The sequence below is a fragment of the Pseudomonas sp. GW821-FHT12A04 genome, assembly GCF_058807755.1.
Genome location: NZ_JBXAQZ010000010.1, coordinates 166,315 through 185,087, shown reverse-complemented (window position 1 = coordinate 185,087; position 18,773 = coordinate 166,315). Strand labels below are relative to the sequence as shown.

General features: G+C 60.8%; 13 protein-coding genes. 7 read left to right on the top strand and 6 right to left on the bottom strand.

Annotated features, from left to right (window positions below):
• Positions 1–11: 11 nt before the first annotated feature.
• A complete protein-coding gene (locus tag AC1RS8_RS17310) occupies positions 12–1,175 on the bottom strand; it encodes an isovaleryl-CoA dehydrogenase (protein ID WP_007946948.1) in 1,164 nt (387 codons plus the stop codon).
• Between the two features lie 249 nt (positions 1,176–1,424).
• Here AC1RS8_RS17310 and AC1RS8_RS17305 point away from each other — a divergent pair, with 249 nt between their 5' ends.
• On the top strand, positions 1,425–3,122 hold the full coding sequence (locus AC1RS8_RS17305) for an AMP-binding protein (protein WP_489338880.1): 1,698 nt from the start codon (positions 1,425–1,427) through the stop codon (positions 3,120–3,122).
• Between the two features lie 682 nt (positions 3,123–3,804).
• On the opposite strand, the gene AC1RS8_RS17300 is transcribed toward AC1RS8_RS17305, so the two are convergent.
• The 3 genes from AC1RS8_RS17300 to AC1RS8_RS17290 form a co-directional block, all read right to left on the bottom strand.
• Positions 3,805–4,704, bottom strand: coding sequence for a hydroxymethylglutaryl-CoA lyase (locus AC1RS8_RS17300; RefSeq protein WP_090456652.1), 900 nt, complete (start codon positions 4,702–4,704; stop codon positions 3,805–3,807).
• A 145-nt stretch (positions 4,705–4,849) separates the two neighbouring features.
• Positions 4,850–5,251, bottom strand: a complete 402-nt coding sequence (locus AC1RS8_RS17295; RefSeq protein WP_057714129.1) for a MerR family transcriptional regulator — start codon at positions 5,249–5,251, stop codon at positions 4,850–4,852.
• A 205-nt stretch (positions 5,252–5,456) separates the two neighbouring features.
• On the bottom strand, positions 5,457–6,386 hold the full coding sequence (locus AC1RS8_RS17290) for a LysR family transcriptional regulator (protein WP_090456650.1): 930 nt from the start codon (positions 6,384–6,386) through the stop codon (positions 5,457–5,459).
• Between the two features lie 165 nt (positions 6,387–6,551).
• On the opposite strand from AC1RS8_RS17290, the gene AC1RS8_RS17285 reads away from it, so the two are divergent.
• The gene (locus AC1RS8_RS17285) at positions 6,552–7,781 is read left to right on the top strand and encodes an acyl-CoA dehydrogenase (RefSeq protein ID WP_057714131.1); all 1,230 of its coding nucleotides are present in this window, start codon (positions 6,552–6,554) and stop codon (positions 7,779–7,781) included.
• A 78-nt stretch (positions 7,782–7,859) separates the two neighbouring features.
• Here the strand turns inward: AC1RS8_RS17285 and AC1RS8_RS17280 are convergent, their stop codons facing one another.
• Both AC1RS8_RS17280 and xthA read right to left on the bottom strand, forming a co-directional pair.
• A complete protein-coding gene (locus tag AC1RS8_RS17280; RefSeq protein WP_407515639.1) occupies positions 7,860–9,200 on the bottom strand; it encodes a phosphate ABC transporter substrate-binding/OmpA family protein in 1,341 nt (446 codons plus the stop codon).
• 198 nt (positions 9,201–9,398) lie between these two features.
• A complete protein-coding gene (gene xthA, locus AC1RS8_RS17275; RefSeq protein WP_057714133.1) occupies positions 9,399–10,211 on the bottom strand; it encodes an exodeoxyribonuclease III in 813 nt (270 codons plus the stop codon).
• 257 nt (positions 10,212–10,468) lie between these two features.
• Between xthA and AC1RS8_RS17270 the strand changes: the two genes are divergently transcribed.
• The 5 genes from AC1RS8_RS17270 to AC1RS8_RS17250 all read left to right on the top strand — a co-directional run bounded on the left by AC1RS8_RS17270 (position 10,469) and on the right by AC1RS8_RS17250 (position 18,770).
• The gene (locus AC1RS8_RS17270; RefSeq protein ID WP_090456646.1) at positions 10,469–11,119 is read left to right on the top strand and encodes a GNAT family N-acetyltransferase; all 651 of its coding nucleotides are present in this window, start codon (positions 10,469–10,471) and stop codon (positions 11,117–11,119) included.
• 78 nt (positions 11,120–11,197) lie between these two features.
• Entirely contained in the window at positions 11,198–12,925 is a 1,728-nt protein-coding gene (locus AC1RS8_RS17265) for an autotransporter assembly complex protein TamA (protein ID WP_489338879.1), read from the top strand.
• Positions 12,922–16,593 (top strand): translocation/assembly module TamB domain-containing protein, encoded by a 3,672-nt coding sequence (locus AC1RS8_RS17260; protein ID WP_489338878.1) that lies wholly within the window; start codon positions 12,922–12,924, stop codon positions 16,591–16,593. Before AC1RS8_RS17265 ends, AC1RS8_RS17260 begins: the two co-directional genes overlap by 4 nt.
• 237 nt (positions 16,594–16,830) lie before the next feature.
• Positions 16,831–17,304: a MarR family winged helix-turn-helix transcriptional regulator gene (locus AC1RS8_RS17255; RefSeq protein ID WP_090456640.1), complete on the top strand. Its 474-nt coding sequence runs from the start codon at positions 16,831–16,833 to the stop codon at positions 17,302–17,304.
• Positions 17,301–18,770 (top strand): efflux transporter outer membrane subunit, encoded by a 1,470-nt coding sequence (locus AC1RS8_RS17250; protein WP_489338877.1) that lies wholly within the window; start codon positions 17,301–17,303, stop codon positions 18,768–18,770. Before AC1RS8_RS17255 ends, AC1RS8_RS17250 begins: the two co-directional genes overlap by 4 nt.
• Positions 18,771–18,773: the final 3 nt, after the last annotated feature.

Here is an 18,773-nt window from a genome sequence, read left to right as displayed (position 1 = left end):
TGCAGCTCCGTTTAGCGGGTTTCGTTGAACAGTTCGCGACCGATCAGCATGCGACGGATCTCACTGGTGCCCGCGCCGATTTCGTACAGCTTGGCGTCACGCAACAGACGGCCAGCCGGGAATTCATTGATGTAGCCGTTGCCACCGAGAATCTGGATCGCGTCGAGGGCCATTTGCGTGGCGCGTTCGGCGCTGTAGAGGATCACGCCGGCGGCGTCCTTGCGCGTGGTCTCGCCGCGCTCGCAAGCCTGGGCCACGGCATACAGGTAGGCGCGGCTGGCGTTGAGTTGGGTGTACATGTCGGCGACCTTGCCCTGGATCAGCTGGAATTCGCCGATGCTTTGGCCGAACTGCTTGCGGTCGTGGATGTACGGCACGATCAGGTCCATGCACGCCTGCATGATCCCGGTCGGGCCGCCGGAGAGCACAACGCGCTCGTAGTCGAGGCCGCTCATCAGCACTTTCACGCCGCCATTGAGCACGCCGAGGATATTTTCTTCCGGTACCTCGACGTCATCGAAAAACAGCTCGCAGGTGTTCGAACCGCGCATGCCGAGCTTGTCGAACTTGTTGCTGCGGCTGAAGCCTTTCCAGTCGCGCTCGACGATGAAGGCGGTGATGCCGTGAGGGCCTTTTTCCAGGTCGGTCTTGGCGTAGATCACGTAGGTGTTGGCGTCCGGACCGTTGGTGATCCAGGTCTTGCTGCCGTTGAGCACGTACTTGTCGCCGCGTTTATCGGCACGCAGTTTCATCGACACCACGTCGGAACCGGCATTCGGTTCGCTCATGGCCAAAGCGCCGATGTGCTCGCCGCTGATCAGCTTCGGCAGGTATTTGGATTTCTGCTCGTGGTTGCCGTTACGGTTGATCTGGTTGACGCACAGGTTGGAGTGCGCGCCGTAGGACAACGCCACCGAAGCCGAGCCACGGCTGATTTCTTCCATGGCCACCACGTGGGCCAGGTAACCCAGGCCGGCGCCGCCGTACTCTTCCGGCACGGTAATGCCCAGCAGGCCCATGTCACCGAACTTGCGCCACAGGTCGGCGGGGAACAGGTTGTCGATGTCGATCTGAGCGGCGCGCGGGGCGATCTCCTTGGCGACGAAGGACTGAACCTGATCGCGCAGCATGTCGATGGTTTCACCGAGGGCAAAGTTCAGGGATGGATAGCTCATGGGTCACCTTTAGGCTTTTTTGTAGGACGGGGAGGGCCGTGATTGGGTTCTCACCTTTACGTTAACGTAAGCCTGTGACGAATGGCTGTCAATCACCCTTTACGTTAACGTCAACTTGGGTGATTCTGTAGGAGCGAGCTTTCTCGCGAAGGACGTCAACGATAACCCGTGTTGTCTGGATAAACGCGGTGCCTTGACGTTCTTCGCGAGAAAGCTCGCTCCTACAAAATAAAGACAATAGGGGTCGTCATGGATCAACCCAGTGCAAGCCCGCAACGCAGTTACACCCGTGGTTCCCAGGACAAAGCCTTGCTGGCGATGACCATCGGCCAGGCGTTCGACAACACGGTTGCGCAGTACCCGGACGGGGAGGCGCTTGTGGTGCGCCATCAACAGCTGCGTTATACCTGGCGGCAATTGGCCGAGGCCGCGGACCTGCACGCCAGGGCACTGCTGGCGCTGGGGCTGCAAGCCGGGGACCGCCTCGGCATCTGGGCGCCGAACTGTGCGCAGTGGTGCATCAGCCAAATTGCCACCGCGAAAATCGGCGTGATCCTGGTCAACATCAATCCGGCGTATCGCAGTTCCGAACTCGAATACGTGTTGAAGCAATCCGGCTGCCAATGGCTGGTGTGTGCCGGGGCCTTCAAGACCTCGAACTATCACGCCATGGTGCAGGGCCTGGTGCCGGAACTGGCAGAGCAGTCCATCGGCAAATTGCTCAGCGAGCGGTTGCCGGAGTTGCGCGGCGTGATCAGCCTGGATGTGCAGCCGCCCAGCGGTTTCCTCCCGTGGTCGCAACTGACGGATCTGGCTGGCAGCGTGTCTCCTGAACAATTGCGCGAACGTCAGGAAAGCCTGCATTTCGATCAGGCGGTGAACATCCAGTACACCTCTGGCACCACCGGTTTTCCCAAGGGCGCGACCCTCAGTCACTACAACATTCTCAACAACGGTTACATGGTTGGCGAAAGCCTGGGCTTGACGGCGGTCGATCGCCTGGTGATCCCGGTGCCGCTGTATCACTGCTTCGGCATGGTCATGGGCAATCTTGGCTGCATCACCCATGGCAGTACGATGATTTACCCGAACGACGCGTTCGATCCGTTGCTGACCCTGGGCACCGTGGCCGAAGAAAAGGCCACCGCGCTGTACGGCGTACCGACCATGTTCATCGCCATGCTCGATCAACCTCAGCGTGCCGGGTTCGACCTGTCGAGCCTGCGCACCGGGATCATGGCGGGCGCAACCTGTCCTATCGAGGTGATGCGCCGGGTCATCAGCGAAATGCACATGAGCGAAGTGCAGATTGCCTACGGCATGACGGAAACCAGTCCGGTGTCGTTGCAGACCGGTCCTTCAGACGACCTGGAACTGCGCGTGACCACCGTCGGCCGCACCCAGCCGCAACTGGAAAGCAAGATCATCGACGAAGCGGGCAACCTGGTGCCGCGTGGCACCATCGGTGAGCTATGCACCCGCGGTTACAGCGTGATGCTCGGCTATTGGAACAACCCTGAAGGCACGGCGGACGCCATCGATCAGGCTGGGTGGATGCATACCGGTGACCTGGCGAGCATGAACGACGAGGGTTACGTGTGCATTGCCGGGCGCAACAAGGACATGATCATCCGTGGTGGTGAGAATATTTACCCGCGGGAGCTGGAAGAATTTTTCTTCACTCATCCGGCCGTTGCGGACGTGCAGGTGATCGGCATTCCCTGCTCGCGCTACGGCGAAGAGATCGTCGCCTGGATCAAGTTTCACCCCGGTCACGGCGCCACCGAGCAAGAGCTGCAAGCCTGGTGCAAGGAGCGCATCGCGCACTTCAAGACGCCGCGTTACTTCAAGTTCGTCGAGGAGTTTCCGATGACGGTGACTGGCAAGATCCAGAAATTCCGGATGCGCGAGATCAGTATCGAGGAGTTGCGCGAAAAGCAGGAATGAAGAGGAAACCTGTGGGAGCGAGCTTGCTCGCGATGAGGGTGTGACATTCAACATTTGTGCTGACTGATCCACCGCCATCGCGAGCAAGCTCGCTCCCACAGTGTCTTGAAGAGTTTTCAGAATCGCAGACAGCACAAAGGGGAGCCGAAGCTCCCCTTTAATTTTCGTTGCGCGTGCTCTTTTTTTATTATTGAGGGTCGGTCTGTTTTTGTTTTTGGCAACCGTTGCCCTTTACCGCTGTTTTTGGCGATCCCCATTCGGGATCAAGAGCAAACGTATTTTTTTGAGCGCTGATCTACTTTCTCGCTAAGCGATCCAACCAGTTCGGGAGCTACCTGAAGGTAGTTTTATTATTCTCTGCCCGGTTGCGGGTAACTCCGAAAAGCACCCTGAAAAGCACATCTTCTCCAAAAAAATCTGTTAGCTGCGTCTCTGCCGTGTTGTTTTTGTTATGTCAGAGTCGTTACGTCTTGTTTTTATTAGGTTTGCTGCAATTTTTTTATTCTTGTTATGCGATAGATAGAGCAGGAGGCGTGCCAACTTTATAAAAGCCTTTAAAATCAATGGTTTGAAAATTTGTAGGGTTTTGCGCCTCAGGCAAAACCCTACATGTTGTTTCCGTGTTACTCGCTTGCGCCCACGTTTGAGTCCGTGCGGTAACACCCGGACACACTCAGCGCACTCACTGTGCGCTGCGGGCCTTGGCCACGCGGGAGCCGGTAGGGCGACCCAACACCGTGCAAATCTGCTGGCCGGCGAGCATCAAGGCGTCGAGGTCGATTCCGGTGTCGATGCCCAGGCCGTTGAGCAGGTAAACCACGTCTTCGGTGGCGACGTTACCGCTGGCACCCTTGGCGTAGGGGCAGCCGCCGAGACCTGCGATGGAGCTGTCGAACACCGAGATGCCTTCCAGCAAGCTGGCGTAGATGTTGGCCACAGCCTGACCGTAGGTGTCGTGGAAGTGCCCGGCGAGTTTCTCCCGGGGCACCTCCTTCGATACCACTTCAAACATCTTGCGGGTTGCGCCAGCGGTGCCGGTGCCGATGGTGTCCCCCAGCGAGACCTCATAGCAGCCCATGGCATACAGCTCGCGGGCGACCAGGGCGACCTGCTCCGGGGCGACATGACCTTCATAGGGGCAGCCCAGCACGCAGGACACATACCCGCGCACAGTCACCCCATGTTGTCTGGCGGCGTCCATGATCGGCCCGAAACGCTCCAGGCTTTCGCTGATCGAGCAATTGATGTTGCGCCGGGAAAACGCTTCGGACGCCGCCGCGAACACGGCCACTTCCTTGACCCCGGCGGCGAGGGCATCTTCGAAACCGCGCAGGTTGGGGGCGAGCGCGCCGTAGACCACGCCCGGTTTGCGCTGGATCTGCGCGAAGACCTCGGCAGAACCGGCCATCTGCGGCACCCACTTGGGCGAAACGAAACTGCCGACTTCGATATAGCCGAGCCCGGCTGCGGTCAGTGCGTCGACCAGTTGCACCTTATCGGTAACACTGATGGGTTGGGCTTCATTTTGCAGGCCGTCGCGTGGACCGACTTCGACAATGCGTACGTGGGTGGGGAGGGGCATGGGGTTCGACCTGTGCTGATTGTTCGGAGAACCCTGTAGGAGCGAGCCTGCTCGCGATGGGCTCCCAGGCACCGTGTTTATCCAGCAAACACGGGTTATCGTTAACGACCATCGCGAGCAGGCTCGCTCCTACAAGGGGTCGGGTTTACTGAATGACTTCCTGGCTTTTGAGCGTCTGCTCCAGCGCCTGCACGCAGCGCTCTTCGGCGGTATCGAGTTCCAGTTTCATCTGTTCGATGTCCAGCATTTGCTGTTCAAGCTGCTCCCGGCGCTCACTGATTTTCGCCAGCATGCTGTGCAACTGTTTGGTGTTACCGCTGGACGGATCGTAGAGCTCGATCAGCTCGCGGCATTCAGCCAGGGAGAAACCGATGCGCTTGCCCCGCAGGATCAGCTTCAGGCTGACCTTGTCGCGGGGCGAGTAAATGCGTTCCTGGCCACGGCGCTCGGGGCTGAGCAGGCCTTGCTCTTCATAAAAGCGAATGGCACGGGTGGTGATGTCGAGCTCGCGGGCGAGATCGGAAATGCTGTAGGTCTGGCTGCTCATGGACGCGCTCGCAAAAGGTCATGGCGCTAAGCTAATGGCAGGTTGACGTTTACGTCAAGGGGCAGGTCTTTCCGGTGTGGAGAAGGGCCTCATCGCGAGCAAGCTCGCTCCCACAGGGATCTGTGTCGGACACAAGTATTGTGTTCACTGGATACCTACTGTGGGAGCGAGCTTGCTCGCGATGGGGGCACCTCGGTATCAAGCCCTACACCTTCTCGAGCTTTTTCTCCTGCGCCGTCACCTGCTGGCACAACTCGATCATCTGCTCGCGCATCCAACGGTTCGCCGGGTCCTGGTCAGTGCTTTCGTGCCAGTAGAGGTGGGTTTCCACCGGCGGTACATCGTTGACCGGCAGATAAAAGGCGTGCAAATCGTTACGACGGGCGAAGCGTTCCGGTACGGTCATGACCATGTCGGTCTGCTGCAACACTTGCGAGGCCATCAGGTAATGCTGGGAGCGCAGGGCGATCTTGCGCTGGATGCCCATCTTGCCCAGCGCCAGGTCGACATAGCCGAGGCCGCTGCGACGACTGGAAATATGGATGTGGGTCAGGCTCAGGTAATCGTCCAGTGTGAGTTTTTCCTTGCCCGCCAGCGGATGCCCCTTGCGCATGGCGCACACGTAGCGGTCCTCCATCAACTTGACGTGACGCACCTGCGGGTCGGTGTTGAGCGGCGCATCCACCGCGAAGTCGAGGCGACCGGCGGCCAGTTCCTTGGTGGTTTCGCGACGTTTGGACAGGAAGCTTTCGATGATCACCGCCGGTGCCAGGCGGCGCAGGCGCTGGAACAGCGGCGGCAGGATCACCGCTTCGGTCAGGTCGGTCATGCTGATGCGATAGGTCTTGACCGCTTGCTGCGGGTTGAAAATGCGGCTTTCCTGCACCGACACGCGCAGCAGCGAGAGCGCGTTGCGCACCGGGCCGATGATGTTCTGTGCCATGGGCGTGGGCACCATGCCCTGGGCGGTGCGCACGAACAACGGGTCGTTGAAGGTCTCGCGCAACCGGGCCAGAGCGTTCGACACCGCTGGCTGGGTAATGCCCACAATCTGCCCGGCGCGGGTCAGGTTGGCTTCGGTGTAGATCGCGTCGAAGACGATGAAAAGGTTGAGATCGACCTTGCTCAGATTCATTACGCGGCTCTCTTATTGTGTGGGCGGGCTGACCGTGACGATCAGTCGATCATATATCGGTGATGAATGTTTATACACGCCGAGAATAGGCTAGGTAAATTATCAACGCTGTTCTAGCATCGATACATGACCTAAAACAACCTCCCCCAAGAAGGTATCTCGCTCATGGATTTCGCTTATTCGCCCAAGGTTCAGGAACTGCGTGAGCGCGTAACAGCGTTCATGGACACCTACGTCTATCCCGCCGAAGCCGTGTTCGAGCGCCAGGTCGCCGAGGGCGATCGCTGGCAGCCGACGGCGATCATGGAAGAACTCAAACTCAAGGCCAAGGCCGAAGGCCTGTGGAATTTGTTTCTGCCTGAGTCCGAACTGGGTGCCGGCCTGACCAACCTCGAATACGCGCCACTGGCGGAAATCATGGGCCGCTCGCTGCTGGGGCCAGAACCGTTCAACTGCTCGGCACCGGACACCGGCAACATGGAAGTGCTGGTGCGCTACGCCAACGAAGAGCAGAAACAACGTTGGCTCGAACCGCTGCTGCGGGGCGAGATCCGCTCGGCGTTCGCCATGACCGAACCGGATGTCGCGTCCTCCGACGCCACCAACATGGCCGCCCGTGCCGTGCGCGATGGCGACGAGTGGGTGATCAACGGCAAGAAATGGTGGACCTCGGGTGCTTGCGACCCGCGCTGCAAAATCCTGATTTTCATGGGGCTGAGCAATCCGGACGCGCCACGTCACGCCCAGCACTCGATGATTCTGGTGCCGGTGGATGCGCCCGGTGTGAAGATCGTGCGTCCACTACCGGTGTTCGGTTACGACGATGCACCTCATGGGCACGCCGAAGTGCATTTCGAAAACGTGCGGGTGCCCTACGAAAACGTCCTGCTGGGCGAAGGGCGCGGCTTCGAAATTGCTCAAGGTCGCCTTGGCCCTGGCCGGATTCACCATTGCATGCGTTCGATCGGCATGGCCGAGCGCGCCCTGGAGCTGATGTGCAAGCGCTCGGTGAACCGCACAGCGTTCGGCAAGCCTCTGGCACGCCTGGGCGGCAACATCGACAAGATCGCCGACTCGCGGATGGAAATCGACATGGCACGCCTGCTGACGTTGAAAGCGGCGTACATGATGGACACCGTCGGCAACAAAGTGGCGAAAAGCGAGATCGCGCAGATCAAGGTCGTCGCGCCAAACGTGGCATTGCGGGTGATCGACCGGGCGATCCAGATCCATGGCGGGGCAGGGGTTTCCAACGATTTCCCGCTGGCCTACATGTATGCAATGCAACGCACCCTGCGCCTGGCCGACGGCCCGGACGAAGTGCACCGTGCGGCAATCGGCAAGTTCGAAATCGGCAAATATGTGCCGAAAGAGATGATGCGTAGCGGGCAATAAGACCGCAAAGAATTTGTGGGCCGTGAGTATTTGTGGCGAGGGGGCAAGCCCCCTCGCCACATTTGTTCGCATTTCAGTTCAATACACCCAAACCTCAACCCGCCGATTCTTGATCCTTCCCTCATCGGCGCTATTAGCCGCCACCGGCATTTCGGCACCGAATCCGCGAATCTCGCGAAACACCACGCCGCTCTTCACCAACTCCCGCCGTACCGCCATGGCCCGCAGCTTCGACAACAGATCGGCGCGCGCCGGGTCGCTCTTGGCATCGCCAAACCCCACCAGCGTCACTTGCCCAGCCGTTTTGTCGTGCTGCCTTATATAGTCGAGCACCCGCCACAGGTCTTGTCGGGCCTTGTTGTCCAGGGTGGCGCTGCCTTCCTCGAAACGGAAGTTCACCGACAACCGTTGAGCATGTCTGCTTAGCGCCTGATAACCCTCTGGCATCAACGCATTGGGGGTAACGGCCATGGCCTGGACGGTTTGGGCAATAAAACCGTTGGCGGCCACAATGGCCTGACCCTTAGTGCTTTGGGCAAACGCCACCAGGGCGTTGGCCCAGGGATTTTTCCCGTTGGGTGGCAGATAGAAGAACAGCCGACGGGACAGCGGATAATCTTCCGTGGCAATCAGGCTGTTGAGCGGCGGCATGGCTTGCGATTGACCGTCGACAATGGCCACGGCTTTAGCCTGGCGCACGTAGGGCAAACCGATGAAACCGATGCCATGCGGGTCAGCGCTGACCGCATCGGACAGTTGTTCGCTGGACTCGAAGCGCTTCGCCGCACTGCCGAGGGTTTTCCCGTGGCCGCTGAGGACCAGTTCCTTGAAGGTGTCGTAGGTCCCGGACTGATCATCCCGTGCATACAGATGAATCGGCCCGCCGCGACCGCCAATGTCTTCCCAGCTCTTCACCTCGCCACTGAAAATGCGCGCCAGTTGCACGGTGTCGAGTTGGTTCAGCGGATTGTCCGGATGAAGGATGATCGCCAGGCCATCGATGGCAATGACCTGTTCGGCGCTCGGGCTTTTCAGGTCACCGAGCGATTGCAGGCTGGCCAGTTCGCTGTCCTTGATCGGGCGCGACGAGGCGGCCAGATCGGCGCTGGCTGCTTTGAGTGCAGTGAAACCGGTGCTGGAGCCATGGGCCGCTACCTCCACCACGACCCGACGGCCCTGAACGGTTTCGCCGACGATGCGCAGTTCGTTGGCGGTGTCCGGGGTTTCACGGCGGATCTTGCGCAGGCCCTGTTCACTCAACAGACCCTCGACCAGTGCCGGCCCCAATGCCGCACCGATGGTGTTGGAACCCTGAATCCGCAGCGCCGGGCCGTGTTCGGGTGTCGGCAAGTCGCCGGCCGAGGCCGCCTGCGGCAAGCCCGTGCACAGCATCAACAGGAACAACACGCGCAGCATCATGCCGGCACCATATAAAGCCAAAGGAGGTGTCGGGAGATTAAGTCAGTAAGGTTTCCGAAAAATGACAAATTGCAGTGGTGGTCCCCTGTGGGAGCGAGCTTGCTCGCGATGGGGCCTTTACATTCAATATCGATGTTGAATGTAAGACTACTATCGCGAGCAAGCTCGCTCCCACAGGGGATTGTGGTTGGTCCTGAATCAGCTCAACTCAAGCCAGATCGGCGCATGGTCCGAAGGTTTTTCCATGCCTCGCAGTTCATAGTCCACACCGGCGGCCTTCACCCGTGGCAACAGGCCGTGGGAGGCGAGGATCAGGTCGATGCGCAGGCCACGTTTGGGCTCGTCTTCGAAGCCACGGCTGCGATAGTCGAACCAGCTGAAGGTGTCGGTCACGTCCGGGTTCAAGTGACGGAAACTGTCGACCAGGCCCCAGTTTTTCAGGCGGGCCATCCACTCGCGCTCTTCCGGCAGGAAGCTGCACTTGCCGGTTTTCAGCCAGCGCTTCATGTTGTCCGGGCCGATGCCGATGTCGCAGTCTTCCGGGGAAATGTTCACATCGCCCATCACCACCAGCGGCTGGTCGTTCTTGAACTGGCTTTCCAGTAATTGCTGCAAATCGCCGTAGAAACGCTGCTTGGCCGGGAACTTGGTCGGGTGGTCGCGGCTTTCGCCCTGTGGGAAATAACCGTTCATGATGGTCACCGGCACGCCGTTGGCGTCGGCGAAGGTGCCCCAAATGAAGCGTCGTTGGGCGTCTTCTTCGTCGGTGGCGAAACCTTTATGCAGGGCCAGCGGCTCCTGGCGCGAGAGCAGGGCGACGCCGTAATGGCCTTTTTGCCCGTGGAAGTACACGTGATAACCCAGGGCCTGCACCTCGGCCAGCGGGAACTGTTCGTCGTGGACCTTGGTTTCCTGCAAGCCGATCACATCGGGCTGGTGCTTTTCGATCAGCGCCGCCAGCTGATGGGGACGGGCGCGCAGCCCGTTGATGTTGAAGGAGACGATCTTCATGGTCGGCAGTCCTGGCAAAAGGGCGATGCTAGCTGACATGTGGGAATCGGGCCAGTGTGGGGTGAGGGGATTCGGTTTTGCCTGTCAGCTTTGCGTCGATAGTGATGGCCTCATCGCGAGCAAGCTCGCTCCCACAAAAGCAAAGGCGGTTTCATTGCCTACACTGATTGCGGATCTGTAAGGAACTGTGTCAGCGCCAACAGGCTCGTAACAACAAGAGCGCAGCCACCCGAGCTGTGCCGGGGAGATCAACCGTCATGCCCGAAACCTCGACCGCCATCGCCGATATTCACATGCTCGACAGCGGCTACGGCCGCGAAGCGCGTTCGTTGCTGTACCAGGCTTATCGACACGAGCCGACCTTCGGTTATCTGTTCGAAGCCGAGCGCCCCGGCTACGAACAGCGGGTTCGCGCCACCGTGCGCGAGTTGGTGACCCAGCACTTTTTTCAGGACCTGCCGGCCATCGGCCTGCTGGTCAACGACCGCCTGATCGGTATCGCCCTGATCGCACCGCCGCAACGTCGCCTCGGCGTCACCGAAAGTTGGGCCTGGCGCCTGCGCATGGTGCTCAGTACGGGATTTCGCTGCACCCGTCGCTACCTCGAGTATCACGCTGCCGTGGAAGCCTGTGTGCCAAACGACTCGGTGCACGTCCTGCCGTTGCTGGGGGTTCATCCGCAGTTCCAGGGAAAACATTTCGGTGAACAACTATTGCAAGCCGTGCACAACTGGTGCGCAGTGGATGAAAATTCACAGGGCGTGATCCTCGATACAGGGAACCCTCGCTACCTGGAGTTCTATAAGCGCCAGGGCTATCAGGAAATCGGTGAAGTTGCCGTAGGACCGATTCGCGAGCACGTGTTTTTTCACCCAAATCCCCAGGTGTTACATACTGCAACCGCTTGAACGGCGAACTTTCTTTGCATGTCAGGCTCTATCACGCTTCCATGTTCATGATCCATGCTCGTGATAGCATCCGCGCCTATGAAGTTTCCAGGAAGAATTACCAGCGGTGTGCTGATGCTGATGACCAGCTGCGCAGCGCTGGCACAAAGCGAATTGGATGTACGGATCAAACCGTCCAATGACGAGCTGAAAGCCAATATCGAAGGCTATATCGGCAGCCTCGGCGATCGCGATGAAGAAGCGTTGCTGCGCTTCAGCCGTGGCGCCGAAGAACAGGCGCGCAAGGCCGCCCAGGCCTTGGGCTATTATCAGCCGCACATCGACAGTGAAGTGAAGGGCGGCGAAAAGCCGCGCCTGGTGTTGACGGTCGACCCCGGCGAGCCGGTGCACTTGCGCAACGTCACGGTACGTGTCGACGGTCCGGCAGCCTCCCTCAAGTCCTTTCGAATTCCCAAAAGCGACGCGCTCAAGCCCGGCGCCGTGCTCAACCATGGGCATTACGAGGACGCCAAGCGCCTGATCCAGAATCAGGCTTCGCGTTATGGCTTTTTCAGCGGCCGTTTCACCCGTTCAAAACTGTCGGTCGACCCCCGTGCCGGCGTCGCCGATATCGAATTGATCTATGAAAGCGGTCCGCGCTATACCTTGGGCAAGGTCAGTTTCGAGGGCGATACGCCGTTCGATGACGAGTTGCTGCAACGCATGGTGCCGTTCAAGACCGGCACGCCGTATGACTCGGAACTGATCGCCGAACTCAACCAGAACCTGCAATCGAGCGGCTACTTCGAAGGCGTGCGCGTGGACGCGGCACCCACGGCGTCCAGGGACGAGGCGATCCCGGTGGACGTCAAGCTCGAAACCCGCAAGCCGCGGACCATGGGCCTGGGCCTGGGTTTCTCCACCGACGTCGGCCCGCGGGCCAAGGCCAACTGGACCCGGCACTGGGTCAACGCGCAAGGGCACAGTTATGGCTGGGAAACCGAAGTCTCGGCACCTCGGCAAAACGTCGGGCTGTTCTACGACATTCCGCTGGACCCGCCACTGACCGACAAACTGCGTTTTGCCGGTGGCTACCAGAATGAAGAAATCGCCGATAAGGACAGCCACAGCAAGCTGCTGACCCTCGGCCCCGAGTGGCACAGCAAACTGCCCAGCGGCTGGCAACGGGTGGTATCGCTGAAGTGGCAGCGCGAGGATTACCAACTGGGCGACGACTCGGGACTCAGTACCTTGCTGATGCCCGGTGTGAGCTATTCGTACCTCAAAAGCGACAACCGCATCGACCCGCACAACGGTTACCGCCTGCAATTCGAATCCAAAGTGGCCAAGGAAGGTCTGGGTTCCGACAGCAACGTGCTCTACGGCACGGCATTGGTCAAAGGCCTGACCACGGTGTTCGATAAACACCGCCTCCTCGGGCGGGTGCAGGTCGGCGGCAGTGCCACCAACGGTTTCAAATCGGTGCCGCCATCGCTGCGCTTCTTCGCCGGTGGCGACCAGAGCGTGCGTGGCTACGACTATCAGAGCCTGTCCCCGGAAAACTCCGACGGCGACCGCATCGGTGGCCGCTACATGGTCGCCGCCAGCGCGGAGTATCAGTATTCCATCGCGGAAAAATGGCGGATCGCGACCTTTGTCGATCAGGGCAACTCCTTCAACACGCTCGAACTGCCGAACCTCAAGACCGGCGTCGGTATCGGCGTGCGCTGGGTATCGCCGGTGGGGCCGATCCGCCTCGACCTGGCCCATGCGCTGGACGACGATGGCGGTATTCGACTGCACTTTTCCATGGGGCCTGAGCTGTGAAGCGTGGTTTGAAAGCAACACTGCTGACGATGGTGGCGCTGGTGGCAGTGGTTGTCCTGACGCTGGCCACGGTGCTGGGCACGGCGACGGGCAGCCGCTGGGCATTGGGTTTCGTGCCGGGCTTGACCCTGGAAAACTTCCAGGGCCGGCTGGGCGGGCAGTGGAGTGCCGACCGGGTGCTATGGCAGCAGGACAGCAACCGGGTTGAACTGAGCAAGGTGATTTTCGCCTGGTCGCCGTTGTGCCTGACCCGCATGACCCTGTGCATCGAGCAATTGCAGGCCGATCAGGTCAGCCTGACGTTCCCGCCGGGTGCCGAAGAGCCAGAAAGCGGCCCGATCACGCTCCCGGAGCTGAAGTTACCGTTGGCCCTCGAACTGGGGGAGATCAAGGTCGGCAGCCTGTTGTTCAACGGCAGCGAAGAACTCAAGGGCTTGCAACTGGCGGCGCACTGGACGACGGCCGGTTTGAAGATCGACGCGGTGTCGTTGCAGCGCGATGACCTGAGCCTGAACCTGTCCGGCCTGTTGCAGCCCTCCGGCAACTGGCCCCTCAGCGCCTCCGGCAAGGTGACCCTGTTGTCGACGCCTGAGCCGCTGGCGCTGGCGCTGAAAGTCGACGGCGACCTGCTCAAGACCCTGAACCTGAAAGCCGACAGCAGCGGTTACCTCAACGGGCAACTGACCGGCGAACTGCAACCGCTGGTGGAAAACCTGCCGGCCAAGGTGCGGATCACCGCCGATGGCTTCAAGCCCAGTGCCGATCTGCCGGACACCCTGCAACTCAATCAGCTTGAACTCACGGGGGCAGGCGACTTGAAGAACGGCTACGCGCTGCTCGGCAAAGCCACGCTGCCCGCCGAGCAAGGGCCCGTCACCCTGGCGCTGCAAGGCAAGGTCGACGCCAAGGGCGCGCAGATCGCCGCGCTGGACCTGACCGCCAACGACAAGCAAAGCCTCAAGCTCACCGGACAGCTGGATTGGAGCAAGGGCTTGAGCGCCGAGGCGAAGATCGACTGGCTGGATTTCCCGTGGCACAGGCTCTATCCGCTCATCGACGAACCGCAGGTAGCGCTTCGCACGTTCACCGGCGAAGTCTCTTACACCGACGGCAAGTACCTCGGGCATTTCGCCGCGGCGGCGGATGGTCCGGCCGGCGCCTTCACCCTGGCCAGCCCTTTCGCGGGCGACCTGACGAAAATCTACCTGCAACAGATTCAACTCCAGGCCGGGCAGGGCAAGGCTGAAGGGCACCTGAACCTGCAATTTGCCGACGGCATTGCCTGGGACACCGCGCTGGACCTGTCGGCGATCAACCCGGCGTACTGGGTCGCGGAGCTGCCGGGCACACTGGCCGGGCCGTTGCGCAGCACGGGCGAGATGAAGAACGAGGTGCTCAGCCTCAACGCCGACCTGGACCTCAAGGGCAAACTGCGCGGTCAGCCGGCGGTGATCCAGGCCAAGGCCGATGGCCGTGGCGAGCAATGGAACCTCAATACCCTGCAAGTTCGCCTCGGCGACAACAGCATCAGCGGCAAAGGCAGCCTGCAACAGAAACTCGCCGGCCAGATCGATCTCAAGTTGCCGCGCCTGGCCCAGCTCTGGCCGCAACTGCGGGGCCAGCTCAATGGCCGCGTGGATGTCGCCGGCACACTCAAGGCGCCCCAAGGCAAGCTTGACCTGCAAGGTTCGCAACTGGCTTTCCAGGACAATCGCCTGCAAAGCCTGAACCTGGACGCCACGCTGGACAGTGCGCAACGGGCGAAAGTCGACCTCAAGGGCAGCGGCATCCGGGCCGGTGACACTTCACTGGGAACCCTGACCGCCAGCGGCCAGGGCGATATCAAGAACCAGAAGCTGAACCTCGATCTGCAAGGGCCGAAGCTGAAACTGGCGCTGGGTCTGGACGGTGCGCTGGACAAAGGCAATTGGCGCGGACGCCTGGCCAGCGGTGATATCCAGGCCGGTGGCCAGGACTGGAAGCTGCAAGGGCCAGCGAAACTCGAACGTCTGGCGGACGGCAAAATCACCTTTGGCGCCCATTGCTGGGCCTCCGGCCAGGCCAGCCTCTGCGGTGAAGACGCGCGCCTGATGCCCGAGCCGAAGCTGCGTTATCACCTCAAGCAATTCCCGATCGACAGCCTCGCGCAGTGGTTGCCGAAGGATTTCGCCTGGCAGGGCCGGCTCAACGCCGACCTGCAACTGGACCTGCCGGCCAGTGGCCCGAACGGCCAGGTCAGCGTCGATGCCGGCGGCGGCACGTTGCGCATCAAGGACAAGGATCAGTGGCTGGACTTCCCGTACCAGACCCTGAAACTCACCAGCAAACTCACGCCCAAGCGCATCGACACCGAGCTCAACTTCGTCGGTGGCAAACTCGGCGAGCTGATGGTGCAGGCGCAGCTCAATCCGTTGCCGAAGAACAAACCGTTGAGCGGCTCGTTCCGCTTGAGCGGGCTGGACCTGTCGGTGGCGCGACCGTTCGTGCCGATGGTCGAGAAACTGACCGGGCGCTTGAATGGCAGCGGCACGATTTCCGGTGGGCTGCTGGCACCGCAGGTCAATGGCAGCCTGCAACTCAGCGACGGTCAGATCTCCGGTCCTGAATTACCAATGGAGCTGAAAAATCTGCACCTCCAGGCGCTCATCGCCGGTGAAAGCGTGCAACTGAACGGTGGCTGGGACAGCGGCAAGGCCGGGCATGGCAGCCTGAACGGCAACGTCGCGTGGGGCCAGGCGCTGGTGGTGGATCTGGCGCTCAAGGGTTCGCAGTTGCCAGTCACCGTCGAGCCTTACGCCAAGCTGGAAGTCGCGCCTGACCTGAAAATCTCGATGAAGGGCGATGAGTTGGCCATCGCCGGCAAAGTGCTGGTGCCCAGGGGCGACATCACCATTCGTGAATTGCCGCCATCGACGGTCAAGGTCTCCGATGACACGGTGATCGTCGGTCAGCAGACCGAGGAGGGCAAGCCGCCGCTGGCAATGAAAATGGACATCGAAGTGCTGGTCGGTGAGGACAAGCTGAGCTTTGCAGGATTTGGCCTGACCGCGAATGTGCAGGGGCATGTGCACATCGGCGACAACATGGACACCCGTGGCGAGCTGTGGCTCAACGATGGGCGATATCGCGCCTACGGCCAGCGGCTATCGGTGCGCCGGGCACGCTTGCTGTTCGCAGGTCCCATCGATCAGCCGTACCTGGACATCGAAGCCATTCGCAAGACCGACGACATCATCGCCGGCATTCGTTTGAGTGGCAGCGCCGAGCAGCCGACCACGCAGATCTTTTCCGAACCGGCCATGAGCCAGGAGCAGGCCCTGTCCTATCTGGTGCTCGGGCGTCCGCTGAGCAGCAATGGCGAAGACAACAACATGCTCGCCCAGGCGGCCCTCGGGTTGGGCTTGATGGGTAGCTCCGGGGTGACCAGCGGCATCGCCAAGAACCTGGGCATCCAGGACTTCCAGCTGGACACCCAGGGCAGTGGCGATGCCACCAGTGTGGTGGCCAGCGGCAATATTTCCGAGAAGCTCAGCCTGCGCTATGGCGTCGGCGTGTTCGAACCGGCCAACACCATTGCCCTGCGCTACAAGCTGAGCAAGAGGGTCTACCTCGAAGCCGCCGGCGGCGTGGCCAGTTCGCTGGACATCTTCTACAAGCGGGATTTCTAGGCCTGCGTTTTCGTTAAAACCGAGTCGCCCCCATCGCGAGCAGGCTCGCTCCTACAAGGTCCAGTGCGATCCCTTTGGGAGCGAGCTTGCTCGCGATGGCGTCAGTGTGGCCGCAACAAATTCCGACGCCATTGATCAGCTATTTACCAAGCATGCTAACTATTGCGTTGACATTCGCTGCCTAGGCAGTAACATCTTGACATACATTCACTGCCTAGGCAGCTAATTGGTGGTCAGATGAAACATTTCTCCCCGGAAGATTTCCAGAATTGCCATCTCGGCCTGTTGCTCGGGCGTGCCGCGCTGCTCAAGGACCGGATCATCGACACCCACATGGAACCCCACGGCATCACCGCCGCGCAGTTCAAGGTGTTGATCATCATCGCCCAGTACGGCGTCGATTCGCCGGGCGAGTTGTGCCGGCACCTGTCCCTGGACAGCGGCTCGATGACGCGCATGCTCGATCGTCTGGAACAGAAAGGTTTCCTTGCCCGCCAACGCTCCGAGGCAGATCGCCGCCAGGTGCAGCTTGTGCTCACGGAAGAAGGGCAGAAGCTCGCCGGGCGGTTGCCGCATATCGGCGCCGAAGCCATGAATGAACTGGCCGGTGCCATCACTCCGGAAGAACTGAAAACCCTGGAGTTGATCCTGAAGAAAATTTTGGTGGCAGCCGGTGACGCGATCACCCTGCTGCGGGTAGGTGACAAATGAGCAGTAACCCCTTGCGTACCGGCTTGAGCCTGGTGCTGTTGGCCATGAGCGTCGCCGGTTGCGCCAGTTACAGCGGCCTGAAAACCGAAGGCGTCAGCCTCGACGCGAAGACCCTCAAGGCGGGGCAATCTCTCAGCGGTGTGACGTTGTCCCCCGCGGCCTGGCCAAAAAGCGACTGGTGGAAAAGCCTCGGCGACCCGCAACTCGATGACCTGATCCGCGAGGCCCTGCGCGACAGCCCGGACATGCAGATCGCCGATGCCCGTGCCCATCAGGCCAGCGCCGCAGCCTACGCCGCCGACGCTGCGCGGATGCCGACCCTGGATGCCAGCGCTGGTATCAGCCGCTCGCGCCTGGCCCGGGACCAGGACCCGCTCGGGCAGGGTGACGCTTACGCCACCGTTCGCAACATCAGCACCGGTTTCAACTACGACTTCGACCTGTGGGGCGGTCAACGCGATGCCTGGGAAGCGGCCCTCGGCCAGGCTCGCGCCGCCGAAGTCGACCAGCAGGCTGCGCAACTGACGCTGGCCGCCGATGTCGCCCGGGCCTATAGCGATCTCGGTCAGGCGCACATCGTCTACGACCTGTCCAACGAAGACCTCAAGCGCACCCGGCAAATGCTCGACCTCAGCCAGCGGCGCCTGACTGCCGGGATTGACAGCCAGTACCAGTTCCAGCAGACCGAAAGCCTGGAAGCCACTTCCCGGGCCAACCTGATCGACGCCGAAAAACGCTTGAACAGCGCGAAAATTGCCCTGGCCGTTCTGCTCGGCAAAGGCCCGGACCGCGGCAATGAAATTGCCCGCCCGAACATTCTTCAGTCGAGTGCGGTAGCGCTACCTTCGGTGCTGCCGGCCGAGTTGCTGGGGCGTCGCCCGGACCTGGTGGCCGCGCGCTGGCGGGTCGAAGCGGCGAGCAAAAGCATCGACGCCGGCAAGACCCGGTTCTATCCCAACCTGAACCTCAGCGCCGCCGCCGGTGCCGAATCCTTGCTGGGCGATGCGATGTTTGGTTCGGCCAGCCGCTTCTTCAACATTGCACCGACGATCTCTGTGCCGATCTTCGACGGTGGCCGCTTGCGCGCCGACCTCGATTCCCGCGACGCCGATTACGACCTCGCCGTGGCGCAGTACAACAAAAGCCTGGTCAAGGCGCTGGGGGATGTCAGTGACAGCGTCAACCAGCTGCGTGACATCGGCCGGCAGATCGCCGCCCAGCAGCACGCCACCGACATCGCCCAGGATTCCTACAACACCGTGGTCCAGCGTTACGGTTCCGGCATCGGCAACTACCTGGACGTGCTCAGCATCGAGCAGCAATTGCTCCAGGCCCAGCGCCAGCTGGCCAACCTGAATGCCGAGCAGATTGACCTGTCGATCCAACTGATGCAGGCGCTGGGCGGCGGTTTCCAGCCTGAGGCCATCGCCTCGGCCAACACCGCGCCAGCCACGCTGACCCACTAATTC